The organism is Hydrocarboniphaga sp. (genome assembly GCF_028291725.1).
Lineage (GTDB): Bacteria > Pseudomonadota > Gammaproteobacteria > Nevskiales > Nevskiaceae > Hydrocarboniphaga.
The window spans coordinates 56,447-81,857 of record NZ_JAQGNT010000107.1; the positions used below are offsets into that span (position 1 = coordinate 56,447).

The following is a 25,411-nucleotide window of genomic DNA, read 5'->3' on the forward strand; positions in this document are numbered from 1 at the left end:
GCGGTGGCGTTCAGCCGGATATGGCGCGCAGCCGCGGGCGCTCGAACGGCGCACTGTTGCGGGCCAGCAGCGGCGCCAGCTCGTCGGCAGTCATTGCCGGCGCAAAGTACCAGCCCTGGATCGAGGTACAGCCGTGCTGGCGCAGGAACTGCACCTGCTCCTCCTGCTCGGCGCCCTCGGCCACCACCGACAGCCCGAAGCTCTTGGCCATCGCCAGGATCGCGATGGTAATGCTGGCGCCGTCGCCCGGAATGCGCTCGATGAAACTGCGGTCGATCTTGATCGCATGCACCGGCAGACGCGGCAGATACGACAGCGAGGAGTGCCCGGTGCCGAAGTCGTCGATCGACAGCCGGATGCCCTTGGCGCGCAGACGGCTCAGCAGGCCGATGCTGGCCTCGTCCGAATCCATCAGCAGGCTCTCGGTGATCTCCAGCCCGAGCTTGTGCGCGGCGAGCCCGGAATCCTTCAGGGCCGCATCGATGTCGTCGCAAAAGTGCGGGTCGCGCAGCTGGCGCACCGACACGTTGACCGACAGCGGCGGCACGTGCAGGCCCGCCGCGCCCCAGTCGGCGGACTGCTGGCAGGCGGTGCGCAGCGCCCAGCGGCCGATCGGCACGATCAGCCCGCATTCCTCCGCGCCCTGTACGAAATCGTAGGGCGGCACCATGCCGCGCGTGGCGTGCGGCCAGCGCAGCAGCGCCTCGATGCCGACGATGCGGCCGTCGGCCAGCCCGATCTGCGGTTGGTACTGAAGCTGGAAGTCGTGGTTGTCGATCGCCCGATGCAGATCGGCCTCGAGCGCCAGCCGGTGCGCCGCGCGGCGGTTCATCTCGGGCTCGAACAGCGCGCAGCCGTTCTTGCCAAGATGCTTGGCGTGATACATCGCGGTGTCGGCGTTGCGCATCAGCGTATCGACGTCGCTGCCGTCGGCCGGGGAGCAGCTGAGGCCGATGCTGGCGGTGACGTGGTAGTCGCGGCCGTCGACGGTCAGCGGCTGTTCGAGCTGCGCCAGCAGTTTTTCGGCGAGCAGACGGGCCTGGGCCCGAGTCTGCAGCGGACGCAGGATCAAGGTGAATTCGTCACCGCCCAGACGGCACACGATGTCGGTGCTGCGCACCAGCGTCAGCAGCCTCTGCCCGATCGCCTTGAGCAGCAGATCGCCGTGCGCATGTCCCAGCGTGTCGTTGACGATCTTGAAATTGTCGAGGTCGAGCAGCGCCAGCGCCAGCTGGCCGCCGTCGGCCACGCCGCGGCGCAGGTGGTCGTTGAACGCGTGGCGGTTGGGCAGATCGGTGACCGGATCGACATGCGCGAGCCGGTACAGATCGGTCTCCGCCGCCTCCACGCGATGGCGCATGCGCGTGACCAGGGGCAGCGTCAGACCCAGGGACGCGGCCGCCACCATGCACATCAGCGCGGCGTAGCCGAGCAGCGACCAGTACACCGAGTTCAGGCCAGCTTCGATGACGACGATGCCGACCGTCCGGTCCTGGTAGACGATCCGATGCGCCACCAGCACATCGTCGATCGCGATCTGGTGACCCTGCTCCAGCAGCGCCACCGACGCAGCCGCCGGCGGCGGGTGTCCTGAGCGGGTGTAAGACGCGAGCATGCGGCCATCCGCCGTGAACACGGCGGCCGCTTCGATGGTCGGCACCGCCTCGAGCGCCGACAGGGTTTCGCTGCCGGCGCGCTCGTCGTTGAACAGCAGCGCCGCGAGCGTGTTGGACCCGATGATCTGTGCCTGCACTCGCAGCGACTCCAGTAGCCCGCGCTCCATCGACACGAACTGATAGGCGATCAGCGCCAGACTCGCGAACAGCAGCGCGGCCGCCGCGGCGAGCAGGTTGGATGCGGCCACCGATTGCCGCAGCGCAGGGGCGGCAGCCATGGTCACTGCGTGGCCCGCGCCAGGCGCAGCAGCTTGGAGCTGAACTTGAGCCCGGCCCTTTGTGCAGCGATGGTGTCGATGTCGAAGCGTACGTGCGAATGGTCGAGGGCGAGCACGATCATCACATGGCCGTCGAGCGATCCGCCGTCGGACACCATCAGCGTGCCGCGACGCTCGACCGGCGGCATCGGCGACGCCGGCTCGACGATCCACACGCCGCAGTCCTCCGGCGCCGGATCGCCCGCGGCCATCACTTTGACCGTGACCAGGCCGTCGTTGACCGGCTTGCCGGCCAGACGCAGCACCGCTGCCTTGAGCGCGCTGCTGTCAGCGATGCAGAAGCTCAGCCCCGAAGCCGCGGCCGGCTGCGGCCATTGCGTGAACAGGGCGAAGTTGTAGATGAAGGCCGCCTTCAGCTCGGCTTCGGGTACCGGCTCCTGTGCGCCGATCGGCATCGGCAGCAGCAGGCCGAAGCGGATCAGGGCCCTGCAGATCGGCCTCCAAAGAGGCCTGCAGATCGGCCTGCAAAGGGGAGCGAGCGTTCGGCGCATGGGAGCCGCTCAGAATCCGAGCGTCAGCCGCGCCAGCACGGATCGTCCGTCCTGGTCCACGCCGCTCTGCAGCAGTTCGGGGCCGGCAGGCTGCGCGTAGTCCCGGTCGAACAGGTTGTAGACGGTGATCGAGCCCTGCAGGCGGCGGCCGAGCGCGCGGCTCAGGCTCAGGTTGCCCAGCCAATACGCGCCGATCTCGCTTTGCTGACCCCGCTGCGCTGCGACGGCGCTGAGTTCGGCGCCGAGGATCACACCGGTATTGGCAATGCCGGTCGACAGGTTCAGATGCGCCAGGTGCCGCGGCGAGTTTTCCAGCTGCTGGTGGCTGCTCTGGTCCTGGGCCAGCTGCCAGCTGTAGCTCGCTCGCAGCTGCGCGGTGTCGCTCCAGCGCCGGGTGTAGCTCAGCTCCGCTCCGCGCGTTTCGACGCGGCCCTGGTTGATGTATGTCGGCATGCCGTCCTGGCCTTCCATCAGCGAAATCAGGTCGTGCACGCGGTAGGTGTAGAGCGAGGCGGTCAGCATCGCGTTGTCCGGCAGGCTCTGCTGTAGGACCAGCTCGGCAGTGCGGATCTGCTCGGAGTCGAGATCCGGATTGCCGGCCTGCGCGCCGTCGCCGGCTACCGTGTAGAACTGCTCGAAGGCGTTGGGTGAGCGATATGCGCTGCCGCAGAGCCCCTTGATCGTGGTTCGCGGCCCCGGTGAATAGATGATCGCGGCGCGCGGGCTCAGCCTGCTGCCGCTGGTCGAGTCGTGGTCGAGCCGCGCACCGAGGTTGAACAGCAGCTGCGACGACCAACGATATTCGTCCTCGAGATACAGGCCCCAGGTGCCACCGCTGCGGTGGTCGTCGAGATATTGCAGGTCCGGGTCCACCGAAAAATTGTGTTGATCGCGATGCCCGTCGTAGCGCATATCGCTGCCGATTACCAGATGGTGATCGGTGAAGGCCTGCAGCGTGCCCTGGACGCTGAACCCGTACGAGCGGGCATCGGCGCCATCGTAATTCACCGTCGGCAGGTAGACGTAGACGCCATCGTATTGGTACTGGCTGACAAAGCCGCGTGTCACCAGCTCGAAATCGTCGCTGTAGCGGTGGCGATGGACCAGGCTCGCCCAGCTGTGCTGGTCCCGCGCCTGCTCGCCATCGACGCCAAAGCTCTGCCCGTAGCTCGCCGTCGGGATACCCTTGACGCGATCGGCCCAGGCCAGTTGCAGATCGAATTCACCGTAGCGCGCCTTGGCCAGCAGGCGTGTGGCGCGGTCGTCATCGAGATGGGTGGCGGCGCCGTTGTGGGTTTCGGGCGTGTCGAACTCGGGGAAATACAGGTCGGGGCCGTCGGTTGCGAAGCGGCTTGCCGACAGCAGCAGATCGGCCTGCTGTCCGCCGCTCCAGCCATAGCTGGCGCGGCCGCCGCGATAACCGTAGCTGCCGCCGGTGACACCGAGCTGCGTCCCCGGCGCCTCGGCGGCGCGTTTGGTGATCACGTTGACGACGCCGAAGAACGCGTTGGAACCATAGATCGCCGAGCCCGGCCCGGGCACGTATTCGATGCGCTGGATCATCTCGACATCGATTGGAAAATCGGTGCCGATCGCGGCTTGTCCGTAGACCGCGTCGTTGCTCGGGACGCCGTCGATCAGCAGCAGGAAGCGGCTGTCGTAGTCGCCGGGTCGCTGGAACCCGCGCGCGCCAAGATAGGCGTAATTGCGGTCGTAGTTCACGTACAAGCCCGGCAGCGAGGCCAGCGCCTCGCCGAGCGTGCGCCAGCCGAAGGCTTCGAAGTCACCTGCCGTCAGCACCGCGACCGCGGACGGCGCTTCGCTGATCTTCTGCTCGAAGCGCGACGCACTGGATACTTCCAGATCCATCAGCTGCTCGATCGGTAACTGAGCCAGATCGGCAGACGCCGGCAAGGCCTGGGCGTAGACCGGGCACGCAACCGCTGCCAGGCAAGCCACGCCCGTCAACCGCGGCCAGCGCTGCCGACCAGTACGGGTCATGGTTCAATCCTCACGGTGGAGCAGGCGACTATCCGGAAATGAAACCGGGTGGTCTATGGACAAGTCACATCATCGGTATCGGCAATGCCCGCGGGTTCTTGACCGTGGCCGCGGCCGCCGCGCTGGGAGACAATGGAAGCCCGCAACGCGAAAAAACAATATGAAACCGCACCAGACCGCCTTCCTCGAACTCGCGCTCGAACACGAGGTGCTGAAGTTCGGCCGGTTCACGCTGAAATCGGGCCGTATCAGCCCCTATTTCTTCAATCTGGGCAAGATTGCCAGTGGTGCCGGTTTGCGCCGGCTGGCCGGCGCCTACGCCGATGCGCTGCTCGGCTCCGGCGTCGAGTTCGACCTGCTGTTCGGCCCGGCCTACAAGGGCATTCCGCTGGTCGCGGCGATCGCCTATGCACTGGCCGAGCGCGGCCGCGATCTGCCGTTCGCGTACAACCGCAAGGAGGCCAAGGATCACGGCGAAGGCGGCGTACTGGTCGGCGCACCGGTTGTGGGCGCGCGCGTGGTGATCGTCGACGACGTGCTGACCGCCGGCACTGCGCTGCGCCAGTCGCACGCGCTGCTGCGCGACGCCGGCGCGACCACGGTCGCGGCGATGACCGCGCTGGATCGCCAGGAAGTGGGGCCCAATGGCCGCTCGGCGGTGCAGGAGTTGGCGAGCGAGGCCGGCATTGCGGTGCTGCCACTGGTGACGGTGCGCGATCTGCTGGCGCATCTGACGCAGAGCGGTGGTGATGCGGCGACGATCGATGCGATCAACGCATATCAGGCGCAGTACGGGGTCAAGGATTGACGTGACAATGTTGGGGTTCGCTGCGCTCACCCCAACCTACCCATCGCATCGTAGGTTGGGGTGAGCGCAGCGAACCCCAACACCGCCGATCAACCCCGGATCAGCGTGCCAATCCCTTCATTGGTGAACAGCTCCAGCAGCACCGAGTGATCAGTGCGGCCGTCCATGATCACCGCACTCCTGACACCGCTGGCGACCGCATCGAGTGCGCACTGGATCTTCGGCAGCATGCCACCGTAAATCGTGCCGTCGGCAATCAGCCCCTGCACCTGGCTCACCGTCAGGCCGGTCAGCACGTTGCCGCCCTTGTCCATCACGCCGGGGATGTTGGTCAGCAGGATCAGCTTCTCGGCCTGCAGCACCGAGGCCAGCTTGCCGGCCACCAGGTCGGCATTGATATTGAACGCCTCGCCCTGGGCACCGACACCGATCGGCGCGATTACCGGGATGAAGCCGCCGGCTTCCAGGTGTTTGACCACACGCGGATCGATCGCGTCGACTTCGCCGACCTGGCCCAGATCCTCACCACCGGCGACCACCAGCTTGCGGGCGCGGATCAGGCCGCCGTCCTTGCCGGACAAACCGACCGCCTGCCCGCCCTGCTGATTGATCGCACTGACGATCGCCTTGTTGACCAGGCCGCCGAGCATCATCTCGACCACGTCCATGGTCTCGTCGTCGGTGACGCGCATGCCATCGACGAAGCGCGAGGTCTTGCCGAGCTTTTCCAGGTGCGCGCCGATCTGCGGGCCGCCGCCATGGACCACGATCGGGTGCATGCCGACGTGCTTCATCAGCACGATGTCGCGTGCGAACGAGGCGATCATGCTGTCGTCCTTCATCGCGTTGCCGCCGTATTTCACCACCAGCGTCTTGCCGGAAAAGCGGCGGATATACGGCAGCGCCTCGGTCAGCACGCGGGCGATGGTCTGGGCGTTGGTCAGGTCGATCGGCATCTGGATGCGGACGTTGTGCGGATAAAGCGGAGTGAGGATTTCGGGGGCGCCCATGTCGGACTCGTGGTCAAGTTGACGCAGCGAGTCTGTGACAGGGCGATGCTCCCTTGATTACGGAACGATGGCGCTTCAGTGACGGCCGGTATGGCCGAAACCGCCGGCGCCGCGCTGGCTCGCCTGGAATTCGCTGACCAGCTCGAAATCCGCGCGCACCACCGGCACCAGCACCAGCTGCGCGATGCGCTCGCCGGGCGTCATGCTGAAGGGGGCGCTGCCGCGGTTCCAGCAGCTGACCATCAGCTCGCCCTGGTAGTCGGAATCGATCAGGCCCACCAGGTTGCCGAGCACGATGCCGTGCTTATGGCCCAGGCCCGAACGCGGCAGGATGATCGCGGCCAGGCCCGGGTCGGCGACGTAGATCGCCATGCCGGTCTTGATCAGCGTGGTCTGGCCCGGCTCGATTTCCAGAGGCTGGTCCAGCATCGCGCGCAGATCCAGCCCGGCCGCGCCGTCGGTGGCATAACCCGGCAGCGGGTAATCGCGGCCGAGGCGCGGATCGAGAATCTTGAGCTGGATCTTTTGTGACATTTTGTTGTTTTCTGAAGTTATTGTTTATTTTTTCGCGGCACGCTGCCGGATGATCAGCGCCACCAGGCCGCGCGCGACTTCGGCCTTGGTTGCCGGCGCCAGCGCTTCGCCGCCGTCCGGCCAGAACACCTGCAGGCTGTTGTCGTCCTGGTCGAAGGCGCGGCCGGCGCCGACCCAGTTGGCGGCGATCATGTCGAGGTTCTTGCGCTGCAGCTTGCCGCGCGCGTGTTCTTCCAACTTCTCGGTCTCGGCGGCGAAGCCGACCACGAACAGCTGCGGATAGGCCTTGCGAACCGTCGCCAGCACGTCGTCGGTGCGCGCCAGCGGCAGCGTCAGTTCAGCGTCGTTCTTCTTGATCTTCTGGCCGGCGATGCTGGCCGCGCGGTAGTCGGCGACCGCGGCGGCAGCGACGAAGATCTGAGCATCGCGGCTTGCGGCGAGCGCGGCCTTGAGCATGTCGGCGGCGGACTCGATGTCGATGCGCGTCACGCCGGCCGGCGTCGACAAGTTCGTCGGCCCCGAAATCAGCGTCACGCTGGCACCCTGGTCGCGCAGCGCCGCCGCAACCGCATAACCCTGTTTGCCGGAGCTGCGATTGCTCAGGAACCGCACCGGGTCCAGCGGCTCACGCGTGGGCCCGGCGGTGACCACCGCGTGCACGCCCTTCAGCGGGCCGGACGACAGCAGCTCGGCGACATTGGCGCGAAGATCGAGCGGCTCGCGCATGCGGCCTTCGCCGATTTCGCCGCAGGCTTGGTAGCCGGCGCCAGGGCCGAGCACCGCAATGCTGCGCGCGGTCAGCGTCGCGACATTGGACTGGGTTGCCGCGTTGGCCCACATCAGGCGGTTCATCGCCGGCGCCACGGCGATCGGCTTGTCGGTGGCCAGACACAGCGTCGACAGCAGATCGTCGGCCGCGCCGTGCGCAAGCTTGGCGATGAAATTGGCCGTCGCCGGCGCCACCAGGATCAGATCCGGCCAGCGCGCCAGCTCGATATGGCCCATCGCCGCCTCGGCCGCCTCGTCCCACAGCGAATGCCGCACCGGCTTGCCGGACAGCGCCTGGAAAGTCGGGTCGCCAACAAAATGCAGCGCCGAGTCGGTCATCACCACCTGCACCTCGGCGCCGGCTTCGATCAGCCGCCGCGTCAGATCCGCCGCCTTGTAGGCCGCGATGCCGCCGGTCACGCCGAGCAGGATGCGGCGGCCGTGCAGCGAGGGAATGAGCGCGCTTTGTGACATGACGCGGATTCTACTGTTTTGCGGCGCACGGATTCGCTTGTCCGCCGGCCCGGCGCCTACTCTGGCCGATGGCAGACCGCCTCGATGTTGTGGCCGTCCGGGTCGAGCACGAACGCGCCGTAGTAGTTCGGGTGGTAATGCGGGCGCAGGCCGGGGGCGCCGTTGTCCCGCCCGCCCGCGCCGATCGCGGCGGCGTAATACGCATCGACCACCGCGCGGGACGCGGCGGCGAACGCGACATGCACACCGGCGCCGGCCGCGGCCCCGCCGTCGCCGATCCAGAAATACGGCCGCTGCTGCGATCCGAAACCGACGTGCCCACCGGCGCCGGTCTGCTCGGCCGTCACCTCCATCACCAGGCCGATTTCGAGCGGGTGCAGCGCGGCCTCGAAGAAGCGCCGGCTGCGCTCCAGGTCCGAAACGCTGATTCCGATATGGTCGAGCATGAGGCCTGTTCCTTGTTGGTGGTCGCGGCAATTGTCCAACGGCGTCTCAGTCGCAGGCCGCGCGTCTGAATAGCATAGGGCGATCACCGGGGATCAACATGAGCATTCGCGATTGGCCGGCCGGCGAACGGCCGCGTGAAAAACTGCTGGAGCGCGGCGCGGGCGCGCTCAGCGACGCCGAACTGCTGGCGATCTTCCTGCGCACCGGCCTGGCCGGCAAAAGCGCGGTGGATCTGGCGCGCGACCTGCTGAGTCGCTTCGACGGCCTGCGCGGCCTGCTCGGCGCGGATCGCACGGCGTTCTGCTCCGCCAAGGGCCTGGGCGACGCCAAGTTCGCACAGCTGCAGGCGGTGCTCGAGATGGGCCGGCGCCACCTAGGCGAAGCAATCCGCCAGCGCGAGGCGCTGAACGACCCGGCGACCGTGCGGCGCTTCCTGCAGGCGCGGCTGCGGGACCGCGACCGCGAGGTGTTCGCGGCGCTTTTCCTCGATACGCAGCACCGGCTGCTGGCTTATGAGGAGCTGTCGGTCGGCACACTCGACGGGGCCTCGGTGTACCCGCGCGAGGTGGTCAAGGCGGCGCTGAAATGTTCGGCGGCGGCGGTGATTTTTGCGCATAACCATCCGTCCGGCGTCGCGGAACCCTCGGCCGCGGATCGGCTGCTGACCGAGCGGCTGCAGGCGGCGCTGCGGCTGATCGACGTGCGCGTGCTGGATCATTTCGTGGTCGGCGATGCGTCGCCGGTGTCGTTTGCGGAGCGCGGGTGGATCTGATCGGCGAGCATGAATCGCGGACATGGTCCGCTCCTACAGGAGCTTTGCGTACCCTCGATCCGCGACTGTAGGAGCGGACCAAAGTCCGCGATTGCGGTGCAAATTCGCGCCGACCTCCGTAGCCTGCTGACAGCAGCTTGTCAGCAGCCCCGGCCGATACTGCGGCGCACCTCACGACGGAGCGACACCCCATGATCCTCGGCCTGCGTACCGCCATCTACCCCGCTCCCGACCTCGCCGCCGCCAAGGCCTGGTACGCGCGGGTGTTCGGCGTCGAACCCTATTACGACCAGCCCTACTACGTCGGTTTTGCGATCGGCGGTTTCGAACTCGGCCTGATCCCGGACGCGACACCCGGCGCCGACGGCACTCAGGCGTACTGGGGCGTCGACGACGCCGACGCCGAATACGCGCGCCTGCTCGGCCTCGGCGCCCAGGATCTCGACCCGGTCCGCGAGGTTGGCGACGGCGTCCGCGTCGGCTCGGTGCTCGACCCGTTCGGCAACCGGCTGAGCCTGATCCAGAACCCGCTGTTCGATCGCGCGAGCCTGCGCTGATGATGGTCTGGAGTGACGAACGCAGCATCGAGGTGCAGGCGATGCCGGCGCAGATCTGGAGCCTGTTCTCGAACGTCGCGGACTGGCCGCAATGGAACGCCGGCATCGAGCGCATCGAACTGCACGGGCCGTTCGAGACTGGCACCCGCTTGACGATGCAGCCGCCGGGCGAAGACCCGTTCGCGAGCACCCTGCTCGACGTGCGCGAGAACCAGGGTTTCACCGACGAGACCATCCTGCATGGCACGCGGGTACTGGTACATCACCTGATCGCACCGCTGGACGGCGGCAGCACGCGCATCGTGTTCCGCACTGAAGTCAGCGGGCCGGTCGCGGCGGATCTGGGCGAGGCCGTCACCGAGGATTTTGCCGAGGTGCTGGCGGCGCTGAAACGCCGTGCCGAAGCCTGAACCGGATGCCGCACCGGCGAGCCATTTAAGCTATCGGCATGCGCCGCGCCGACCGCCTGTTCCGCATCGTCCAGTACCTGCGAGGCCGCCGGCTGACCACAGCCGCGCAGCTGTCAGGCTGGCTGGAGGTGTCGATGCGCACGATCTACCGCGATGTGCGCGACCTGAGCCTGTCCGGCGTGCCGATCGAGGGCGAGGCCGGTATCGGCTACCGGCTCGGTGCCGGCTATGACCTGCCGCCGCTGATGTTCGACCGCGCGGAACTGCAGGCGCTGGCCGCCGGCGCACGCATCGTCGAGGCCTGGTCCGGGCCAGAAACCGCGCGCGCGGCCGCTTCGGCGATGGCCAAGATCGCCGCCGTGCTGCCCGAGGACGCGCGCATCGATCTCGAACGCACCCGCCTATACGCCTCGCCTTTCGCCACCTCGGTACCCGGCGGTATCTTCGACCGGCTGCATCAGGCGATCGCGCAGCGTGAGGTGATGCAGATCGGCGGCTACCGTGACCAGCAACAGGCAGTCAGCGAGCGCGCGGTCTGGCCGCTGGGTCTGTACTTCTGGGGCGCAGCCTGGACGCTGGCCGGCTGGTGCGAGCTGCGCGAGAATTTTCGCCAGTTCCGGATCGACCGCATCGGCTCGCTGGAAGCCACCGGGCGCCACTATCCCGACCAGAGCGGCCGGCGACTCGAGGATTTTGTCCGTTTTATACACAGCCAGGCCGACTGAGGCGGCCGAAACAGTTGCCGCTGCCGGACTTCGCTGGTATCTTTCGCGACCCTTTTCGGGCCCCACGCATTTCCGGGGTCTGATTCGTGCCCTAATCGCCTCGAGGTTGTGTCATGTCCAAAGTCTGTCAGGTCACCGGCAAGAAGCCGCTGGTCGGCAATACGGTTTCCCACGCGAACAATCGCCGCCGTCGCCGTTTTGAACCGAACCTGCATACCCATCGTTTCTGGGTCGAGGCGGAAAAGAAGTTCATCTCGCTGCGCGTGTCGAATCACGGCCTGCGCATCATCGACAAGAAGGGCATCGACGTCGTGCTCGCCGACATTCGCAAGAATGGCGTGAAGGTCTAAGGAGCAAGTCATGGCCAAGAAAAAAGAACGCGAAAAGATCAAGCTGATCTCGACCGCCGATACCGGGTTCTTCTACACGACGACGAAGAACAAGAAGAACACCCCGGACAAATTCGAGTTCAAGAAGTATGACCCGATCGTGCGCAAGCACGTCGTGTTCAAGGAAGCCAAGATCAAGTAACGAATCAAGTAACGAGAGTTTCGGCACGCTGCGGCGTGCGGAATATCTGCAGCGGCATCGCGCCACCCTCCGGGGTGGCGCTGTCGTTTCCGGCGCGCTGAACCAGGGATAAACCGCGTAGGTTCTTTTTATTGCTGCAGCATTGCCCGGCGTAAGATCGCGCGATGAACGACGTCGACGACTCCAGCTCGCAGCGCCAGCATTACCGGCACCTCGAGCTGGCACGTTCGCAGGTCATCGAGCTGCTGTCGCGCCAGGCAGTGGAGCGCGAACTGCTGCAGCGGTCCTCGTCGGAGAATCGTCGCCAGGACGTGGTCGCGCAGTTGGTCGCGCGCCAGCATCAGGCCGCACTCGAAACCCGTCTCGCCAGCTTTCACCCGGCCGATATCGCGTTCGTGCTCGAAAGCCTGGACCCGGACGCACGCGATCTGGCCTGGGCCCTGGTCAAGCCGAGCCGGCGCGGCGCGGTACTGCTGGAGGCTTCGGATTCGGTGCGCCGCATGCTGGTCGCCCACATGGCGCCGGACGACATCGCCGCCGTGGTCGCGCCGCTGGACTCCGAGGACATCGCCGACCTGGTCGGCAGCCTGCCCGACGACATCGGCCAGCAAGTGCTGCAGCGCCTGGACAACGCCGACCAAGCCGAAGTCCGCTCGATGCTGTCCTTCCCCGAGGGCTCGGTCGGCTCGCTGATGGACCTGGATTTCGTATCGACCCGCGAAGACGCGTCGCTGGAGGCGGTGCTGCGCCTGCTGCGCCGGCGCAAGCTGCTGCCGCCGCACACCAACCAGATTTTTGTAGTCGATCGCAGCAATCATCTGCGCGGCCTGCTGTCGCTTCAGCGCTTGCTGCTGGGTGATCCCGAGGCCGAAGTCGCCGCCGAGATGACCCGCGATACGATCTATTTCTACACCGACGATCTGATGCGCGAAGCGGTCACCGCGTTCGAAAAATACGACCTGGTTTCCGCACCGGTGGTGAACCTGCACAACCAGGTGGTCGGCCGTATCACCGTCGACGCAGTCGTCGACGAGATCAAGCAGCGCGCCAGCACCGAAAGCCTGCGCCAGGTCGGCCTGTCCGAAGAGGAAGACCTGTTCGCACCGGTCACGCAGAGCGCGCGCAACCGCTGGCCCTGGCTGGGCCTGAACGTACTGACCGCGTTCGTCGCCTCGCGCGTGATCGGCGAGTTCGAGGCGGTGATCGCGCAGCTGGTGGCATTGGCGGTGCTGATGCCGATCGTCGCCAGCATCGGCGGCAACACCGGTAACCAGACCATGGCGCTGGTGATCCGCGGCCTGGCGATGGGCCAGCTCGGCTCGGCGCAGCTGCGCAAGATGCTGACCAAGGAGCTGTCGATCGCCGCGCTCAATGGCGCAGTCTGGGGAACGGCGCTCGGCCTGTTCACGCTGCTGCTGTACCAGAGGCTGCCGCTGACGCTGGTGATCGCCGCCGCGACGATGCTCGAACTGGTGGTCGCGGCTCTAGCCGGTGTCTTCATCCCGCTGCTGCTGCAGCGCTTCGGCCGCGACCCGGTGATGGGCTCGTCGGTGATCCTGACCGCGATTACCGACAGCATGGGCTTCTTCATCTTCCTGGGCCTGGCCTCGATCTTCCTGGTCTGAGCGCGATCGGCCCGGCATAAGGCCGGACTGAATCTGTATTGACGCTGACGCGACAACTTCATCCGCGGCGCGCAAGATCACCCGCTTGAACAGCGCGCGTCACTACATTGATCAGCCCCGAGCTATCCCTTACAGTCGCGCCCCCTTGCCAGCCCCAGGCGGAGAGCCACTCGCCATGAATGCCGACGTCGATCGCTTAGCCCGCGACATGATCGCGGCCGGCGCGCTGTTCCATCAGCGCGGCTGGGTGCCGGCCACCGGCGGAAACTTTTCGGCGCGGCTGTCGTCTGATCGCATGTTGATCACGGCCTCGGGCTGGCACAAGGGCGAGCTGACGCCGGATGCCTTCCTGGCCGCCGATCTGCAGGGCCGCCCGGAAGACCCGAGCCGCAAGGCTTCGTACGAAACCCTGCTGCACTGCCAGCTGTACAACCTGGACGCCGGGATCGGCGCCGCGCTGCACACCCATTCGGTATCGAACACCTTGCTGTCGATGCACCAGCAGAGCGTGCGGTTCGCCGGCTACGAATTGCTGAAGTTGTTGCCGGGCATCAGCACGCACGACGCGCTCGTGGAAATCCCGGTTTTCGAAAACGATCAGGACATCGCCAGGCTGGCATCCACCATCGATGCCCATATGAAGAAGCAAGCCGTGGCCGCGTACCTGATCAAAGGCCACGGTCTCTACGCCTGGGGCAGTTCGGTGGCGCAGGCACGCCACCGGGTGGAAGCCCTGGAGTTCATGTTCGAGTGCGAGTTGAGGAGCAGGAATTGGAGAGAAAGTCATGAGTGAACTGCGTATCTATCAGGAAGCTTCCGCGGCCCGGGCCGAGGCCGCCTACACCGGTTACGAGGACATCCGCCGCGCGCTCGACAAGATCGGCGTCGGCTTCGAGCGCTGGGAGGCGAGCAAGCAGCTCGATACCGAAGCCAGCCAGGACGAAGTGATCGAAGCCTATCGCGATGCGATCGATCGCCTGATGAAGGCCTACGGCTTCAAGAGCGTCGACGTGATCAGCCTGTACGCCAGCCATCCGCAGAAAGAGGCGATGCGCGACAAGTTCCTGCACGAGCATACGCACGACGATTTCGAAGTGCGCTTTTTCGTCGAAGGCGAAGGCCTGTTCAACATTCGCAAGGACGGCCACGTCTACGCGATGCGCTGCGCCCAAGGCGATCTGATCAGCGTGCCGGCAAACACCACGCACTGGTTCGACATGGGCCCGAATCCGAACCTGAAGGCGATACGCCTGTTCACGACGCCGGAAGGCTGGGTCGCGAACTTCACCGGCGACAACATCGCCGACCGCTTCCCGCGCCTGGAAGCGCCGCACTACACGGCGGGCTGAAGTGATCAAGGCGATCGTCACCGACATCGAAGGCACCACCTCCTCGATCGAGTTCGTGCACCAGAGCCTGTTCCCGTATGCACGCGCGCATCTGCGCAGCTTCCTGCGCGAACACGCCGGTGACCCGCTGGTGCAGGGCCTGATCGGCGACGTCGAAGCCGCCATCGGCTGGGACCTGTCGATCGACGAGGCCGCCGGCGTGCTCGAACAGTGGATGGCCGAAGACCGCAAGGCGACGCCGCTGAAAACCCTGCAGGGCATGATCTGGAAAGTCGGATACCAGGCCGGCGAACTCAAAGGCCATGTCTACGCCGATACGCCGGAATATCTGCGCCGCTGGCATGAGCAGGGCCTGCAGCTGTACGTGTATTCCTCGGGCTCGACGGAAGCGCAGAAGCTGATCTTCGGCCACTCCGATGCCGGCGATCTGACGCCGCTGTTCTCGGGTCATTTCGACACCCAGATCGGCGGCAAGCGCGAAGCGGCTTCGTATCGCGCGATCCTGGACCGCATCGGCCTGCCCGGCAGCGAGGTGCTGTTCCTGTCGGACATCGGCGAGGAACTCGACGCCGCGCGCGCCGCCGGCATGCACACCTGCCAGCTGATCCGCGACGCCATCGCCAAGCCGTCGCCGGCGCATCCGCAGGCGCGGGATTTTTCGGAAGTCCGGCTGACGGATTGATGAGCCATTCGTAGGTCGGCAATCCCTTGCCGACGTGAGGCCTCGATTGCGCATCGACGGTACACGTCGGCAAGGGATTGCCGACCTACGAATGGCACCAGTGCCAGGGTTCGTACCGGTAGCCCTGCGGGTTATCGCGCGGATAGCTCATCGTGAAGCCAAAGCTGCTGGCTTCACGCTCCAGCCAGGCATAGGCCGCGGTGTTCTCGAAAGCCTCATCAAGCCCGCCGCAACCCGGCGTTCCGATGTCGATTGCTCGGCCGGTGTGATGTTCGCTGTAACCGGGCGGCGCGTTGATGGTGAGTGCCACCTCGATGGTCTCGCCCTTGGCGAGGCGTGCGCGCAGCAGCGAGGCCTGGTACTCGGCGCTGCGAAATGCCGAGACCAGCAGCAAGCTCACGCCGCTGCGCGCCGCAGCATCGCGCATCGACAGCCAGGCCTGCGCAGCCTGCGGCGTCAGCAGCTTGTCGCGGCCATCGGTGCCGAGGCCGACCGGCACCAGCCGACTCGCCTCGCGATAACGGTGCAGGCCGCGGCGACGCAGCGCGGCGCGCTCGATGCCAAGTTCCTGCAACAGCTGATCGACCGAGGGACGCACAGCCAGACTCAGGTCGGAATCGTCGCCAGCAGCGGTTTCCAGTCGAAGCTGCTGTCGCCGATCACCGCGAACAGCGGATTCAGCAGCGAGTCTTTCTGGTTGTAGCGCAGCCGCGACAGATCCGGCAGCCGCAGCACGCGCGCGCCCGCCTGCTCGGCGACACACTGGCCGGCTCCGGTATCCCATTCCGATGTCGGGCCGGTGCGCGGGTACAGATCGGCTTCGCCGGCCGCGATCTGGCAGAACTTCAGCGAGGAGCCGCGGCTGCGCGCCTCATGCTCGGGCGCCGCGGCCAGAAAAGCTTCAAGCTCGGGATTCTTGTGCGAGCGGCTGACGACGAATACCGGCGTCGATGGCACCCGGCGCGTGTGCAACTCTGAGTGCAGGCCGCGCTGGATCTGGAAAGCACCGGCGCCCTGGGCCGCGTAATAACCGACATCGAGCGCCGGCGCGACGACCACGCCGAGCACCGGGTAGCCGTCTTCGATCAGCGCGATGTTCACCGTGAAATCGGCGTTGCGCGCGATGAATTCCTTGGTGCCGTCGAGCGGGTCGACCAGCCAGTATCGTGACCAGCTGCGTCGGATTTCGAACGCGATATCGGCATCCTCCTCCGACAGCAGCGGGATCGAAGGCGTCAGCGCCTTGAGGGCCTTGGCGATGTGCCGGTGCGCGGCCATGTCGGCCCGCGTCAGCGGCGAGCGATCGGCTTTTTCGGTAATGCCGAAGTCGGCGGAATCACGCACCTGCATGATCCGGCGGCCGGCTTCCTCGGCAATGCCCTGCACCGCTTGCAACAGATCGACCGGCTTCATATCAGACCTTGCGTTTGGCTGGCTTTATCATACGGGCATGAGCCACTTCCGCCCCGACTGGAACCGGATCGACCATGTGCTACTGGACATGGACGGCACGGTTCTCGATCTCGCATTCGATAATTTCTTCTGGGGTGAGCTGGTACCACAGCGCTATGCGCTGGCACGCGGGCTGAGCATCGAAGACGCCCTGGCGGAGCTGACGCCGCAGTTCCGCGCGATCGAACACACGCTGCCCTGGTACTGCACCGATCACTGGAGCCGCATCACCGGCCTGAACCTGCGCCGGCTCAAGGAGGAGATCCGCGAACGCGTCGCCTTCATCGGCGGCAGCCTGGAGTTTTTGCAGGCGGTGAAAGCATCGGGCCGGCCGCTGTGGCTGGTCACCAACGCCCATCGCGACAGCTGGGAAGTGAAGCTCGAGCAGCTCGGCCTGGCGCCGATGTTCGACGCGATCGTGTCCTCGCACGACTACGGCGCGCCCAAGGAAGACCCGCGATTCTGGCAGGCGTTGCAGCAGCAACATCCGTTTACGCGCGAGCGCGCGCTGTTTGCCGACGACAGCCTGCCGGTGCTGCGCGCGGCACGCGACTACGGCGTCGGGCACATCGTCGCGATGCGCAGGCCGGACTCGACGCGGCCAGCGCGGGACATTAGCGAGTTCGATGCGGCGGATGGGCTGGGCTCCTTGCTGCCATTGTGACTGTTGGGGTTCGCTGCGCTCACCCCAACCTACCAGTCACTCGTAGGTTGGGGTGAGCGCAGCGAACCCCAACATCGACCCGCGGATCAGCCCGCCTTCTGCTCGTCCCGCAGCAGCTGCAGCAGCGCCTGGAAATCCTCCGGCGGCTCGTTGGCAAAACTCAGCAGTTCGCCGGTCACCGGGTGCTCCAGCTCCAGCGCACGCGCATGCAGTGCCTGGCGCGGGAACGCCAGCAGCGCTTCGCGCAGTTTCAGGCTCATGCCGACACCGCGGGCGACGCGGCCGCCATACAGCTGGTCGCCGACGATCGGCCACTTCAGATGCGACAGATGTACGCGGATCTGGTGGGTACGGCCAGTCTCCAGCTTCACCCGCAGCAGCGTGTGGTGCTTGAAGCGCTCCTGCACGCGGTAGTGCGTGACCGCCTTGCGACCGCCGGTGCTGACCGCCATGCGCAGACGGTCGCGCGGGTGGCGGCCGATCGGCAGGTCGATGGTGCTGCCGGCGACGATGGTGCCGGTGATCAGCGCGTCGTACTCGCGGCTGACGTCGCGCCTGGCGATCAGGTCGGCCAGATAGGTATGCGCGGTCACGGTCAGCGCCACGACGAGCAGGCCGGAGGTGTCCTTGTCGAGCCGGTGGACGATGCCGGCGCGCGGCACCAGGGCGGTCTGCGGGAAGTGGTACAGCAGCGCGTTCTGCAGCGTGTTGTCGCGCTGGCCGGCGCCCGGGTGCACGGTCAGGCCGGCCGGCTTGCGGATGATCGCCAGGGACTCGTCGGCGTAGACCACCTCCAGCGGCAGGTTCTGCGGCAGGATGTCGTAGTTGACCTCGGGCACCTCGGCGCGCAGGTCCAGACGGTCGCCCTGTTTGACCGGGTCGCGGCCGCGCACGGCCGGCGCGCCGTTGACCCACAGGCTGCCCTCGTCGATCCAGGTCTTGAGCCGCGAGCGCGAGTGGTCCGGGAACAGCTTGGCCGCGACCGCGTCCAGGCGCTGGCCGGCCAGCTCGGCGGGCACCACCTCGACCATCTCGACGGTGGACGGAACTGTGCCGCCCGATTCGAGGTCTTCTGACTCGTCCGGCGCTTCGGCGTTCATCGGCTATACTCCGCTACCGCTGCGATCCGCAAGCTTGATTGCCCAAAATAGCTCCGATAGCTCCGACCGCATGGCGGCTTCCTTTCTCGCATTTTCCTCTTCCTTCCGAGCATGATGAATTTCCAGCGTCTTCTGGCCGCGGCACTTGCCGCCGCGCTCGTTCTCACGGGCGCCGCCTGCTCCAACGGAAAGAAAAAGGACGACGCCTTCACCGGCCCCGAGAAAAGCGAGCGAGAGCTTCGTGCCGAAGCGGCCGCATTGTACCGGCTGGCACGCAAGAGCCTCGACCAGAGCGATTTCTCGGACGCCGCCGAACGCTACGAGCTGCTGTCCAAGCGCTACCCGTTCACCGACTACGCGACCCAGGGCGAGATCGAGAAAACCTACGCGCTGTATCGCGGCTATGACGCCGACAAGGCGCTCGCCGCAGCCGACAAGTTCATGCGCGAACATCCGCGCAACCCGTCGATCGACTACGTTCAGTACCTGAAGGGTCTGACCAACTTCAATCGCGAAGCTTCGTTCAGCAGCATGCTCGGCGTCAGCGGCGCCAAGGGCGATATCACCAACTACCGCCGCTCTTTCGACGACTTCGCGCTGCTGATCCAGAAGTACCCGACCAGCCGCTATGTCGGCGACGCGCGCCAGCGCATGATCTACCTGCGCAACCTCATCGCCGAGCACGAACTGGGCGTGGTCGAGTTCTACTACGGCAGCCGCGGCGCCTACCTGGCCGCGGCCAAGCGCGCCGAGCAGATCGTCGCGCAATACCCGGGCGCACCGGCGAGCTATCGCGCGCTGGACCTGATGGAGAAGAGCTATCGCCGCGCCGGCCTGGCCCAGCAGGCCGACGACGCTGCGCGGATTCTCGCAGCGCAGCCGAGCGAGGCCGCGCTGGAGCGGGAATCGGTGCCGCCGGCAGGTCCGTCCTGGATGGATCGCCTGCTGAAGCGTGACGCCGGCACCGCCGATGCGCCCGCTCCGCCACCGGCCGCAAGCGACACCGCCGCTCCGGCTGCTGCTGCCGAACCCGCGCCGGCTCCGACGCCCTGACACTCACAGGTCGGCAATCCCTTGCCGACCTGTATCGACTGTTGCGCAATCGCGGCCTCATGTCGGCAAAGGATTGCCGACCTACGCGTAAGCCGCTACAGGTCGCCGTACTGCGCGGTCAGCGGGTAACGGCGCTCGCGGCCGAACGCGCGATGCGTGACCTTGGGCCCCGGCGGCGCCTGGCGGCGCTTGTATTCGGAGCGGCGGACCAGACCGGCGACCTTGCGTACCGCGGCCTCATTGAAGCCCATCGCGACGATCTCCGGAATCGAGCGGCTGTCCTCGACATAGGCCTGCAGAATCGGGTCCAGCACTTCGTAGGGTGGCAGTGAATCCGAATCCTTCTGCTCGTACCGCAACTCGGCCGAGGGCTCGCGCGTGATCACGCGATGCGGAATCACCGGCCGGTCCGGCGGCGCCAGGCTGTTGCGGTAGATCGCGAGCTGGTAGACCAGGGTCTTGTAGACATCCTTGATCGGCGCGAAGCCGCCGCACATATCGCCGTACAGCGTCGCGTAGCCCACGGCCATTTCGCTCTTGTTGCCAGTGGTCAGCACCACGTTGCCGAACTTGTTCGACAGCGCCATCAGCAGCATGCCGCGGCTGCGCGACTGCAGATTCTCCTCGGTCAGATCCGGCTTGCGGCCTTTGAAGCTGGGCGCCAGCAGGCCTTCAAAAGCCTCGTAGGCGGCCTCGATCGCAATCGTCGAATAGCGGATACCCAGCGCCTCGGCCTCGATCCGTGCATCGTCATTGGACATGTCGGCGGTGTAGCGCGAGGGCATCGACACGGCCCAGACCCGCTCCGGCCCGAGCGCGTCGGCGGCGATGGCTGCAACCAGCGCGGAATCGATGCCGCCCGAGAGCCCCAGCAGCGCACCAGGGAAACCGTTGCGATCGACGTAGTCGCGCGTGGCCCGCACCAACGCCGCGTAGACGCGCGCCTCGTCGCTCGCCGGCGGCGCGCACTCGCCTTTCAGCAAGCCGTTTTCAAACCGGACCGGATACAGGTCTTCAACGAAATCCGGCGCGCTGAAGCCCACGCTGCCGTCGCCATTGACGGCGATCGATCCGCCGTCGAAAACCAGGTCGTCCTGACCGCCGACCATGTTCACGTACAGGATCGGCAGGCCGGTCTCCGCGGTGCGTGCACGCAGGACTTCGAGCCGCTCGCGCGCCTTGTTCTGCTCGAACGGCGAGGCATTGATGTTGATCAGCACGTCGGCGTCGGCGGCTTTCGCCTGTGCGGCCGGGCCAGGCCCCCAGACGTCTTCGCACACACACAGGCCAATCCGGTAGCCCTTGAGCTCGAACACCGGCGTCTCGCGGCCCGCGGTGAAATGGCGCTTCTCGTCGAACACGCCGTAGTTCGGCAGCAGCTGCTTGCGGCAGCGCGCGACGATCGCGCCGTCGCGGATCACGAAGGCCGCGTTGTACAGCAGGCCGTCGGCATATTCCGGCAGGCCGACGATCAGCGTGATGCCGCGGACTTCGCGCAGCAGGCGCTCGACGCCGGCGCCGATCGCCGCCGGCAGCGCCGTGCGCAGCAGCAGGTCGTCGGGTGGATAGCCGATCAGCGACAACTCGGGACAGGCCACCAGATCGGCGCTCAAGTCGTCACGGGCGCGGACCGCGGCCTGGATGATCTTGTCGACGTTGCCGTCGATATCACCGACCCAGAGATTGAGCTGCGCCAGCGCGAAGGTGAGTGTCTGCGGCATCGGTCAATTATTCCAGAAATCGGGCGCATGGCCTCGCGCCGCGAGGATTGGCCCGGCCAATTGTCAGCGCTTTGTAAAAACGCGCAGGCCTTGCGGGGCGCGTTCCTAGACTCGCCGGACCTTCATCAAGCAGAGCCTTCGCCATGCCCCAGCAGCCCATTCCCGATTTCAGCATGCTGAGCCGCCGCCATGCCTTGCGGGTACTCGGCGGCACCGCCAGCGCACTGGTGCTGGCCGCCTGCGGCGGGGGCAGCACCGGCGACACGAGCACCGACAGCGGTACCACCACGGACAGCGGCACCACGACCGGCGGCAGTACCAGCTGCAGCGAGATCCCCGAGGAGACCAATGGCCCGTTCCCGGCCGATGGCAGCCAGTCGGGCGTCACCAACGTGCTGGCCGACTCGCGGGTGATCCGCAGCAACATCGTCAGCGATTTCGATGGCACCGACACCCAGGCCGGCATTCCGCTGACTCTGACCATCAATGTGCTCAACGTCGGCAACAGCTGCGCGGCGCTCGAAGGCGCCGCGGTCTACATCTGGCACTGCAACGCCGACGGTGAATACTCGGTGTACTCGAGCGGCAGCAACGGCAACCATAGCGGTCAGACCTTCCTGCGCGGCGCGCAGCTCAGCGACAGCAGCGGCCAGGTCACGTTCACGACAATCTATCCGGGCCGTTACGCCGGCCGTGCGACGCACATCCACGTCGAGGTCTACAGCAGCAGCTCGTTGACGACCCTGCTCAAGACGTCCCAGTTCGCATTCGACGAAACCGTCAACGACACCGTTTACGCGACCACCGAGTACTCGGACAGCGAGGCGACGACCGAGACCAGCAACGCCAGCGACAACGTGTTCAGCGACGGCTACGACGACGAACTGCTGACGCTGTCGGGCAATACCAGCAGCGGCTACACCGCGACCATCACGATGGGCGTGCCGGCGACCTGACTGAGGAAGCGAGGCGCCCGAGCACGGCAGCCTCATCGGCCTTGGCGAAACCCACCGCCAGGCCGCCCGGATAAGCGAACACTGGCCGTTTGACCAGCGAGGGTTCGCGCGCGAGCAAGGCCGCGGCGTTGCTCGCGGTCAGGCTTTCGCGTGTGGTTTCGTCGAGCCTGCGCCAGGTCGTGCCTTTGCGGTTGACTACAACGTCCACACCGAGCGCGGCTATCCAGCCCTGAGCGGTTACGACGCTCAGGCCCGCCGTCTTGAAATCTTGAAAGCGGTGCGCTATTCCGGCCGCGTCCAGCGCCTTCAGCGCGCGCTGTACGGTGTCGCAATTCTTGATGCCATAAACGATCACCACGCGATTCTCCGATGTACGCCGGTTGCCCGCTCGCGGAGCGAAGCGTAGCATCTGATGCAATTACATCAAGTGCGAGCGCAGCGTGAGAACGACACTGGATATCGACGACGACGTACTCGGCGCCGCGAAAGAGATCGCAAGGCGCGAGCAGAGCACGGCCGGCGCGGTGATTTCCCGTCTGTCGCGGGCGGCGCTGACACGCCGCGCGGCCGAGCCGGTGGCGAGCGCCGAGCCTGCCGCGGTCTACGGTTTCAGGCCGCTGCCGGCCAGCGGCACCCCGGTGACCAACGACCTCGTCAACCGGCTGCGCGAAGACGAGGGCATCTGAACGTGCGCGCGCTGCTCGACGTCAACGTGCTGATTGCGCTGCTAGACGCGGCGCATGTGCATCATCGCGCTGCAGGCGAGTGGCTGGCCGCCAATGTCGCCCACGGCTGGGCCTCGTGCCCGCTGACGCAGAACGGCTGCCTGCGCATCCTGTCGCAACCGCGTTACCCCAACGCCGTGCCGCTGGCCGAAGCGGCAGCGCGGCTGGGTGAAGCGTCGCGGCACGCTTCGCACCAGTTCTGGCCGGACGAAATCAGCCTGCTGGATGTCGGAACGGCACGCTGGGACCGGTTGCTGAGCGGCAACTTGCTCACCGACGCCTATCTACTCGCGCTGGCCGTGCGCCGCGGCGGCCGGCTAGTCACATTCGATCGCGCCGTGCCGCTGGCGGCGATCCCGGGCGCGACGCCGGAGCATCTGCTGTCGCTGTAGGTCGGCAATCCTTTGCCGACGTGTACCGTCGATGCGCAATCGCTGCCTCACGTCGGCAAGGGATTGCCGACCTACACAAAGCAGAAGGCCCGCTTTCGCGGGCCTTCCTCACATCAACACGAACGCTTACTTCAGCAGCGACAGCATCGCCGCGCCCAGATCGGCCGGAGAGCGCACCGTCTTGACGCCCGCGGCTTCCAGCGCCGCGAACTTCTCGTCCGCGGTGCCCTTGCCGCCCGCGATGATCGCGCCGGCGTGGCCCATGCGCTTGCCTGCCGGGGCGGTGACGCCGGCGATATACGCAACCACCGGCTTCTTGACGTGCGCCTTGATGTACTCGGCCGCTTCCTCTTCGCTGGAGCCGCCGATTTCGCCGACCATGATGATGCCTTCGGTCGCCGGGTCCTTCTCGAACAGCGAGATCACGTCGATGAAGCCGAGGCCGCGCACCGGGTCGCCGCCGATGCCGACGCAGGTGCTCTGGCCGAGGCCGTTCTGCGTGGTCTGGTGCACGGTTTCGTAGGTCAGCGTGCCCGAGCGGCTGACCACGCCGATGCGGCCCGGCTTGTGGATATGGCCCGGCATGATGCCGATCTTGCATTCGCCCGGCGTGATCACGCCGGGGCAGTTCGGGCCGATCAGCACGCTGCCTGGGTAGTTGGCACGCAGCGCCGCCTTGACCTTGACCATGTCGATCACCGGGATGCCTTCGGTGATGCAGATGATGACCTTGATGCCGGCATCCGCGGCCTCGAGGATCGCGTCGGCGGCGCCCGGTGCCGGCACGTAGATCATCGTCGCTTCGGCGCCGGTCTGCTTCACCGCGTCATGCGCGGTGTTGAACACCGGCAGGCTCAGGTGGCTACCGCCGCCCTTGCCCGGCGATACGCCACCGACCATCTTGGTGCCGTAGGCAATCGCTTGCTCGGAGTGGAAAGTACCCTGCTTGCCGGTGAAGCCCTGGCAGATAACGCGGGTGTTCTTGTCGATCAGGATGGACATGCGCTTACTTCCCCTGGGCCAGACGAACGACCGTCTGCGCCGCTTCGGTGAGATCGGAGACCGGCGTTACGGCCAGGCCGGATTCGCGCAGCAGGGCCTGGCCCTTCTCCATGTTGGTGCCCTGCAGACGGGCGACGACCGGGATCTTCAGGCCGGTCTGCTTGACCGCGGCGATGATGCCTTCGGCGATCAGGTCGCAGCGGACGATGCCGCCGAAGATGTTGATGAAGATCGCCTTCACCGTTGGGCTGCTGGTGATCAGCTTGAACGCCTCGGTGACCTTCTCGGCCGTGGTGCCGCCACCGACGTCGAGGAAGTTGGCGGGCTGGCCGCCGTGCAGCTTGACGATGTCCATCGTCGCCATCGCCAGGCCCGCGCCGTTGACCATGCAGCCGATGTTGCCTTCCAGCGTCACGTAGTTGAGGTCGTACTTGGCCGCGGCACGCTCGACTTCGTCTTCCTGGCTCGGGTCACGCTGGCTGGCGATCTCTTTCTGCCGGAACAGCGCGTTGTCGTCGAAATTGAGCTTGCCGTCGAGGGCCATGATGTTGCCCTCCTTGGTGACGATCAGCGGATTGATTTCGACCAGCGAGCAGTCGCATTCCATGAAAATCTTGTACAGCCCGTTCAGCACCTTGGTGAACTGGTCGGCCTGGTCCTTGTTCAGGTCCATAAAGAACGCCAGCTCGCGCGCCTGATAGGGCTGCAGGCCGGCGGCCGGCGACACGAACACGTGCTTGATACGTTCCGGCGTGTTGTGTGCGACTTCCTCGATGTCCATGCCGCCGTCGGCGGAGGCCATGAACACGATCTTTTCCTGGGTGCGGTCGATCAGCGCCGACAGGTACAGCTCGCGGGCGATGTTCGAGGGCTTCTCGACGTAGACCGAGTTCACCGGCAGGCCCTTGGCATCGGTCTGGATCGTGACCAGGTGCTTGCCGAGCATGCCCTTGGCCGCCTCTTCGGCGGCATCCGGACCGGTGACCAGCTTGACGCCGCCGGCCTTGCCGCGCGCGCCGGCGTGAACCTGGGCCTTGACGACGACTTTTTCGGTGCCGAGTTGCTTGGCGACTGCACGGGCAGCCTCCGGGCTTTCGGCCAGGTGGCCTTCCGGAACCGGAATGCCGTAACGGGCGAAGAGGGCCTTCGCCTGGTATTCGTGGAGATTCATTGATTTCTCGCAGTGTGAGCGCGGCGATTTTCCACTA

30 protein-coding genes are annotated in these 25,411 nt (G+C 66.2%); 16 read left to right on the forward strand and 14 right to left on the reverse strand.

Annotation, left to right across the window (positions count from 1 at the left end; genetic code table 11):
• Window positions 1-10 precede the first annotated feature (10 nt).
• Genes JWQ90_RS27280 through JWQ90_RS27290 form a run of 3 tightly spaced genes read right to left on the reverse strand, consistent with a single transcriptional unit; the run spans window position 11 to window position 4,446 of the window.
• The gene (locus JWQ90_RS27280) at window positions 11-1,894 is read right to left on the reverse strand and encodes an EAL domain-containing protein (protein ID WP_299698240.1); all 1,884 of its coding nucleotides are present in this window, start codon (window positions 1,892-1,894) and stop codon (window positions 11-13) included.
• A gap of 2 nt (window positions 1,895-1,896) precedes the next feature.
• The gene (locus JWQ90_RS27285) at window positions 1,897-2,445 is read right to left on the reverse strand and encodes a YfiR family protein (RefSeq protein WP_299698241.1); all 549 of its coding nucleotides are present in this window, start codon (window positions 2,443-2,445) and stop codon (window positions 1,897-1,899) included.
• Window positions 2,446-2,454: 9 nt separating this feature from the next.
• Window positions 2,455-4,446, reverse strand: a complete 1,992-nt coding sequence (locus JWQ90_RS27290; protein ID WP_299698242.1) for a TonB-dependent receptor — start codon at window positions 4,444-4,446, stop codon at window positions 2,455-2,457.
• A 160-nt stretch (window positions 4,447-4,606) separates the two neighbouring features.
• Between JWQ90_RS27290 and pyrE the strand changes: the two genes are divergently transcribed.
• Window positions 4,607-5,254 (forward strand): orotate phosphoribosyltransferase, encoded by a 648-nt coding sequence (gene pyrE / locus JWQ90_RS27295; RefSeq protein ID WP_299698243.1) that lies wholly within the window; start codon window positions 4,607-4,609, stop codon window positions 5,252-5,254.
• Window positions 5,255-5,343: 89 nt separating this feature from the next.
• On the opposite strand, the gene argB is transcribed toward pyrE, so the two are convergent.
• The 4 genes from argB to JWQ90_RS27315 form a co-directional block, all read right to left on the reverse strand.
• Complete coding sequence (gene argB / locus JWQ90_RS27300) at window positions 5,344-6,210, reverse strand: acetylglutamate kinase (protein WP_366919618.1); 867 nt, start codon at window positions 6,208-6,210, stop codon at window positions 5,344-5,346.
• A 129-nt stretch (window positions 6,211-6,339) separates the two neighbouring features.
• Window positions 6,340-6,798, reverse strand: a complete 459-nt coding sequence (dut, locus tag JWQ90_RS27305; RefSeq protein ID WP_299698245.1) for a dUTP diphosphatase — start codon at window positions 6,796-6,798, stop codon at window positions 6,340-6,342.
• Between the two features lie 24 nt (window positions 6,799-6,822).
• Entirely contained in the window at window positions 6,823-8,040 is a 1,218-nt protein-coding gene (gene coaBC / locus JWQ90_RS27310; RefSeq protein ID WP_299698246.1) for a bifunctional phosphopantothenoylcysteine decarboxylase/phosphopantothenate--cysteine ligase CoaBC, read from the reverse strand.
• Window positions 8,041-8,096: 56 nt separating this feature from the next.
• The gene (locus JWQ90_RS27315; protein ID WP_299698247.1) at window positions 8,097-8,486 is read right to left on the reverse strand and encodes a VOC family protein; all 390 of its coding nucleotides are present in this window, start codon (window positions 8,484-8,486) and stop codon (window positions 8,097-8,099) included.
• A 98-nt stretch (window positions 8,487-8,584) separates the two neighbouring features.
• On the opposite strand from JWQ90_RS27315, the gene radC reads away from it, so the two are divergent.
• From radC to mtnC, 10 genes are all read left to right on the forward strand, one after another.
• Window positions 8,585-9,259, forward strand: a complete 675-nt coding sequence (gene radC, locus JWQ90_RS27320) for a DNA repair protein RadC (protein ID WP_299698248.1) — start codon at window positions 8,585-8,587, stop codon at window positions 9,257-9,259.
• Between the two features lie 191 nt (window positions 9,260-9,450).
• Complete coding sequence (locus tag JWQ90_RS27325) at window positions 9,451-9,816, forward strand: VOC family protein (RefSeq protein WP_299698249.1); 366 nt, start codon at window positions 9,451-9,453, stop codon at window positions 9,814-9,816.
• The gene (locus tag JWQ90_RS27330) at window positions 9,816-10,226 is read left to right on the forward strand and encodes an SRPBCC family protein (RefSeq protein ID WP_299698250.1); all 411 of its coding nucleotides are present in this window, start codon (window positions 9,816-9,818) and stop codon (window positions 10,224-10,226) included. The genes JWQ90_RS27325 and JWQ90_RS27330 overlap by 1 nt, the downstream gene beginning before the upstream one ends.
• A 38-nt stretch (window positions 10,227-10,264) precedes the next feature.
• Window positions 10,265-10,951, forward strand: coding sequence for a YafY family protein (locus JWQ90_RS27335; protein WP_299698251.1), 687 nt, complete (start codon window positions 10,265-10,267; stop codon window positions 10,949-10,951).
• 113 nt (window positions 10,952-11,064) lie between these two features.
• Complete coding sequence (gene rpmB / locus JWQ90_RS27340; RefSeq protein WP_299698252.1) at window positions 11,065-11,301, forward strand: 50S ribosomal protein L28; 237 nt, start codon at window positions 11,065-11,067, stop codon at window positions 11,299-11,301.
• A 10-nt stretch (window positions 11,302-11,311) separates the two neighbouring features.
• Window positions 11,312-11,482, forward strand: coding sequence for a 50S ribosomal protein L33 (gene rpmG / locus JWQ90_RS27345; RefSeq protein ID WP_299698253.1), 171 nt, complete (start codon window positions 11,312-11,314; stop codon window positions 11,480-11,482).
• A gap of 164 nt (window positions 11,483-11,646) precedes the next feature.
• Window positions 11,647-13,107, forward strand: a complete 1,461-nt coding sequence (mgtE, locus tag JWQ90_RS27350) for a magnesium transporter (RefSeq protein WP_299698254.1) — start codon at window positions 11,647-11,649, stop codon at window positions 13,105-13,107.
• A gap of 175 nt (window positions 13,108-13,282) precedes the next feature.
• Window positions 13,283-13,900: a methylthioribulose 1-phosphate dehydratase gene (locus JWQ90_RS27355; protein ID WP_299698255.1), complete on the forward strand. Its 618-nt coding sequence runs from the start codon at window positions 13,283-13,285 to the stop codon at window positions 13,898-13,900.
• Window positions 13,893-14,456, forward strand: a complete 564-nt coding sequence (locus tag JWQ90_RS27360; RefSeq protein WP_299698256.1) for a cupin — start codon at window positions 13,893-13,895, stop codon at window positions 14,454-14,456. The genes JWQ90_RS27355 and JWQ90_RS27360 overlap by 8 nt, the downstream gene beginning before the upstream one ends.
• Before the next feature lies 1 nt (window position 14,457).
• Entirely contained in the window at window positions 14,458-15,138 is a 681-nt protein-coding gene (mtnC, locus tag JWQ90_RS27365) for an acireductone synthase (RefSeq protein ID WP_299698257.1), read from the forward strand.
• 85 nt (window positions 15,139-15,223) lie between these two features.
• Here mtnC and JWQ90_RS27370 read toward each other — a convergent pair whose 3' ends face one another.
• The gene (locus JWQ90_RS27370) at window positions 15,224-15,736 is read right to left on the reverse strand and encodes a M15 family metallopeptidase (RefSeq protein ID WP_299698258.1); all 513 of its coding nucleotides are present in this window, start codon (window positions 15,734-15,736) and stop codon (window positions 15,224-15,226) included.
• Between the two features lie 8 nt (window positions 15,737-15,744).
• Window positions 15,745-16,551: a 3'(2'),5'-bisphosphate nucleotidase CysQ gene (gene cysQ / locus JWQ90_RS27375; RefSeq protein ID WP_299698259.1), complete on the reverse strand. Its 807-nt coding sequence runs from the start codon at window positions 16,549-16,551 to the stop codon at window positions 15,745-15,747.
• A 37-nt stretch (window positions 16,552-16,588) separates the two neighbouring features.
• On the opposite strand from cysQ, the gene yrfG reads away from it, so the two are divergent.
• Window positions 16,589-17,254 carry a GMP/IMP nucleotidase gene (yrfG, locus tag JWQ90_RS27380; protein WP_299698260.1) on the forward strand — a complete coding sequence of 222 codons (666 nt, stop codon included), beginning with the start codon at window positions 16,589-16,591 and terminating at the stop codon, window positions 17,252-17,254.
• An 86-nt stretch (window positions 17,255-17,340) separates the two neighbouring features.
• Here the strand turns inward: yrfG and rluD are convergent, their stop codons facing one another.
• Complete coding sequence (gene rluD, locus JWQ90_RS27385; protein ID WP_366919619.1) at window positions 17,341-18,285, reverse strand: 23S rRNA pseudouridine(1911/1915/1917) synthase RluD; 945 nt, start codon at window positions 18,283-18,285, stop codon at window positions 17,341-17,343.
• A 180-nt stretch (window positions 18,286-18,465) separates the two neighbouring features.
• Here rluD and JWQ90_RS27390 point away from each other — a divergent pair, with 180 nt between their 5' ends.
• Window positions 18,466-19,407, forward strand: coding sequence for an outer membrane protein assembly factor BamD (locus JWQ90_RS27390; RefSeq protein ID WP_299698262.1), 942 nt, complete (start codon window positions 18,466-18,468; stop codon window positions 19,405-19,407).
• 95 nt (window positions 19,408-19,502) lie between these two features.
• Here JWQ90_RS27390 and JWQ90_RS27395 read toward each other — a convergent pair whose 3' ends face one another.
• On the reverse strand, window positions 19,503-21,128 hold the full coding sequence (locus JWQ90_RS27395) for an NAD+ synthase (RefSeq protein WP_299698263.1): 1,626 nt from the start codon (window positions 21,126-21,128) through the stop codon (window positions 19,503-19,505).
• 143 nt (window positions 21,129-21,271) lie between these two features.
• Between JWQ90_RS27395 and JWQ90_RS27400 the strand changes: the two genes are divergently transcribed.
• Window positions 21,272-22,084: an intradiol ring-cleavage dioxygenase gene (locus tag JWQ90_RS27400; RefSeq protein WP_299698264.1), complete on the forward strand. Its 813-nt coding sequence runs from the start codon at window positions 21,272-21,274 to the stop codon at window positions 22,082-22,084.
• Here the strand turns inward: JWQ90_RS27400 and JWQ90_RS27405 are convergent.
• Window positions 22,059-22,442: an ArsC/Spx/MgsR family protein gene (locus tag JWQ90_RS27405; protein WP_299698265.1), complete on the reverse strand. Its 384-nt coding sequence runs from the start codon at window positions 22,440-22,442 to the stop codon at window positions 22,059-22,061. The two genes, JWQ90_RS27400 and JWQ90_RS27405, sit on opposite strands and share 26 nt — an antisense overlap.
• Window positions 22,443-22,524: 82 nt before the next feature.
• Between JWQ90_RS27405 and JWQ90_RS27410 the strand changes: the two genes are divergently transcribed.
• Complete coding sequence (locus JWQ90_RS27410) at window positions 22,525-22,770, forward strand: hypothetical protein (protein WP_299698266.1); 246 nt, start codon at window positions 22,525-22,527, stop codon at window positions 22,768-22,770.
• A gap of 2 nt (window positions 22,771-22,772) precedes the next feature.
• Window positions 22,773-23,201, forward strand: a complete 429-nt coding sequence (locus JWQ90_RS27415; RefSeq protein WP_299698267.1) for a TA system VapC family ribonuclease toxin — start codon at window positions 22,773-22,775, stop codon at window positions 23,199-23,201.
• A 126-nt stretch (window positions 23,202-23,327) separates the two neighbouring features.
• On the opposite strand, the gene sucD is transcribed toward JWQ90_RS27415, so the two are convergent.
• Together sucD and sucC are read right to left on the reverse strand one after the other, a co-directional pair.
• On the reverse strand, window positions 23,328-24,203 hold the full coding sequence (gene sucD / locus JWQ90_RS27420; RefSeq protein ID WP_299698268.1) for a succinate--CoA ligase subunit alpha: 876 nt from the start codon (window positions 24,201-24,203) through the stop codon (window positions 23,328-23,330).
• 4 nt (window positions 24,204-24,207) lie between these two features.
• Complete coding sequence (sucC, locus tag JWQ90_RS27425) at window positions 24,208-25,374, reverse strand: ADP-forming succinate--CoA ligase subunit beta (protein WP_299698269.1); 1,167 nt, start codon at window positions 25,372-25,374, stop codon at window positions 24,208-24,210.
• Between the last annotated feature and the right edge of the window lie 37 nt (window positions 25,375-25,411).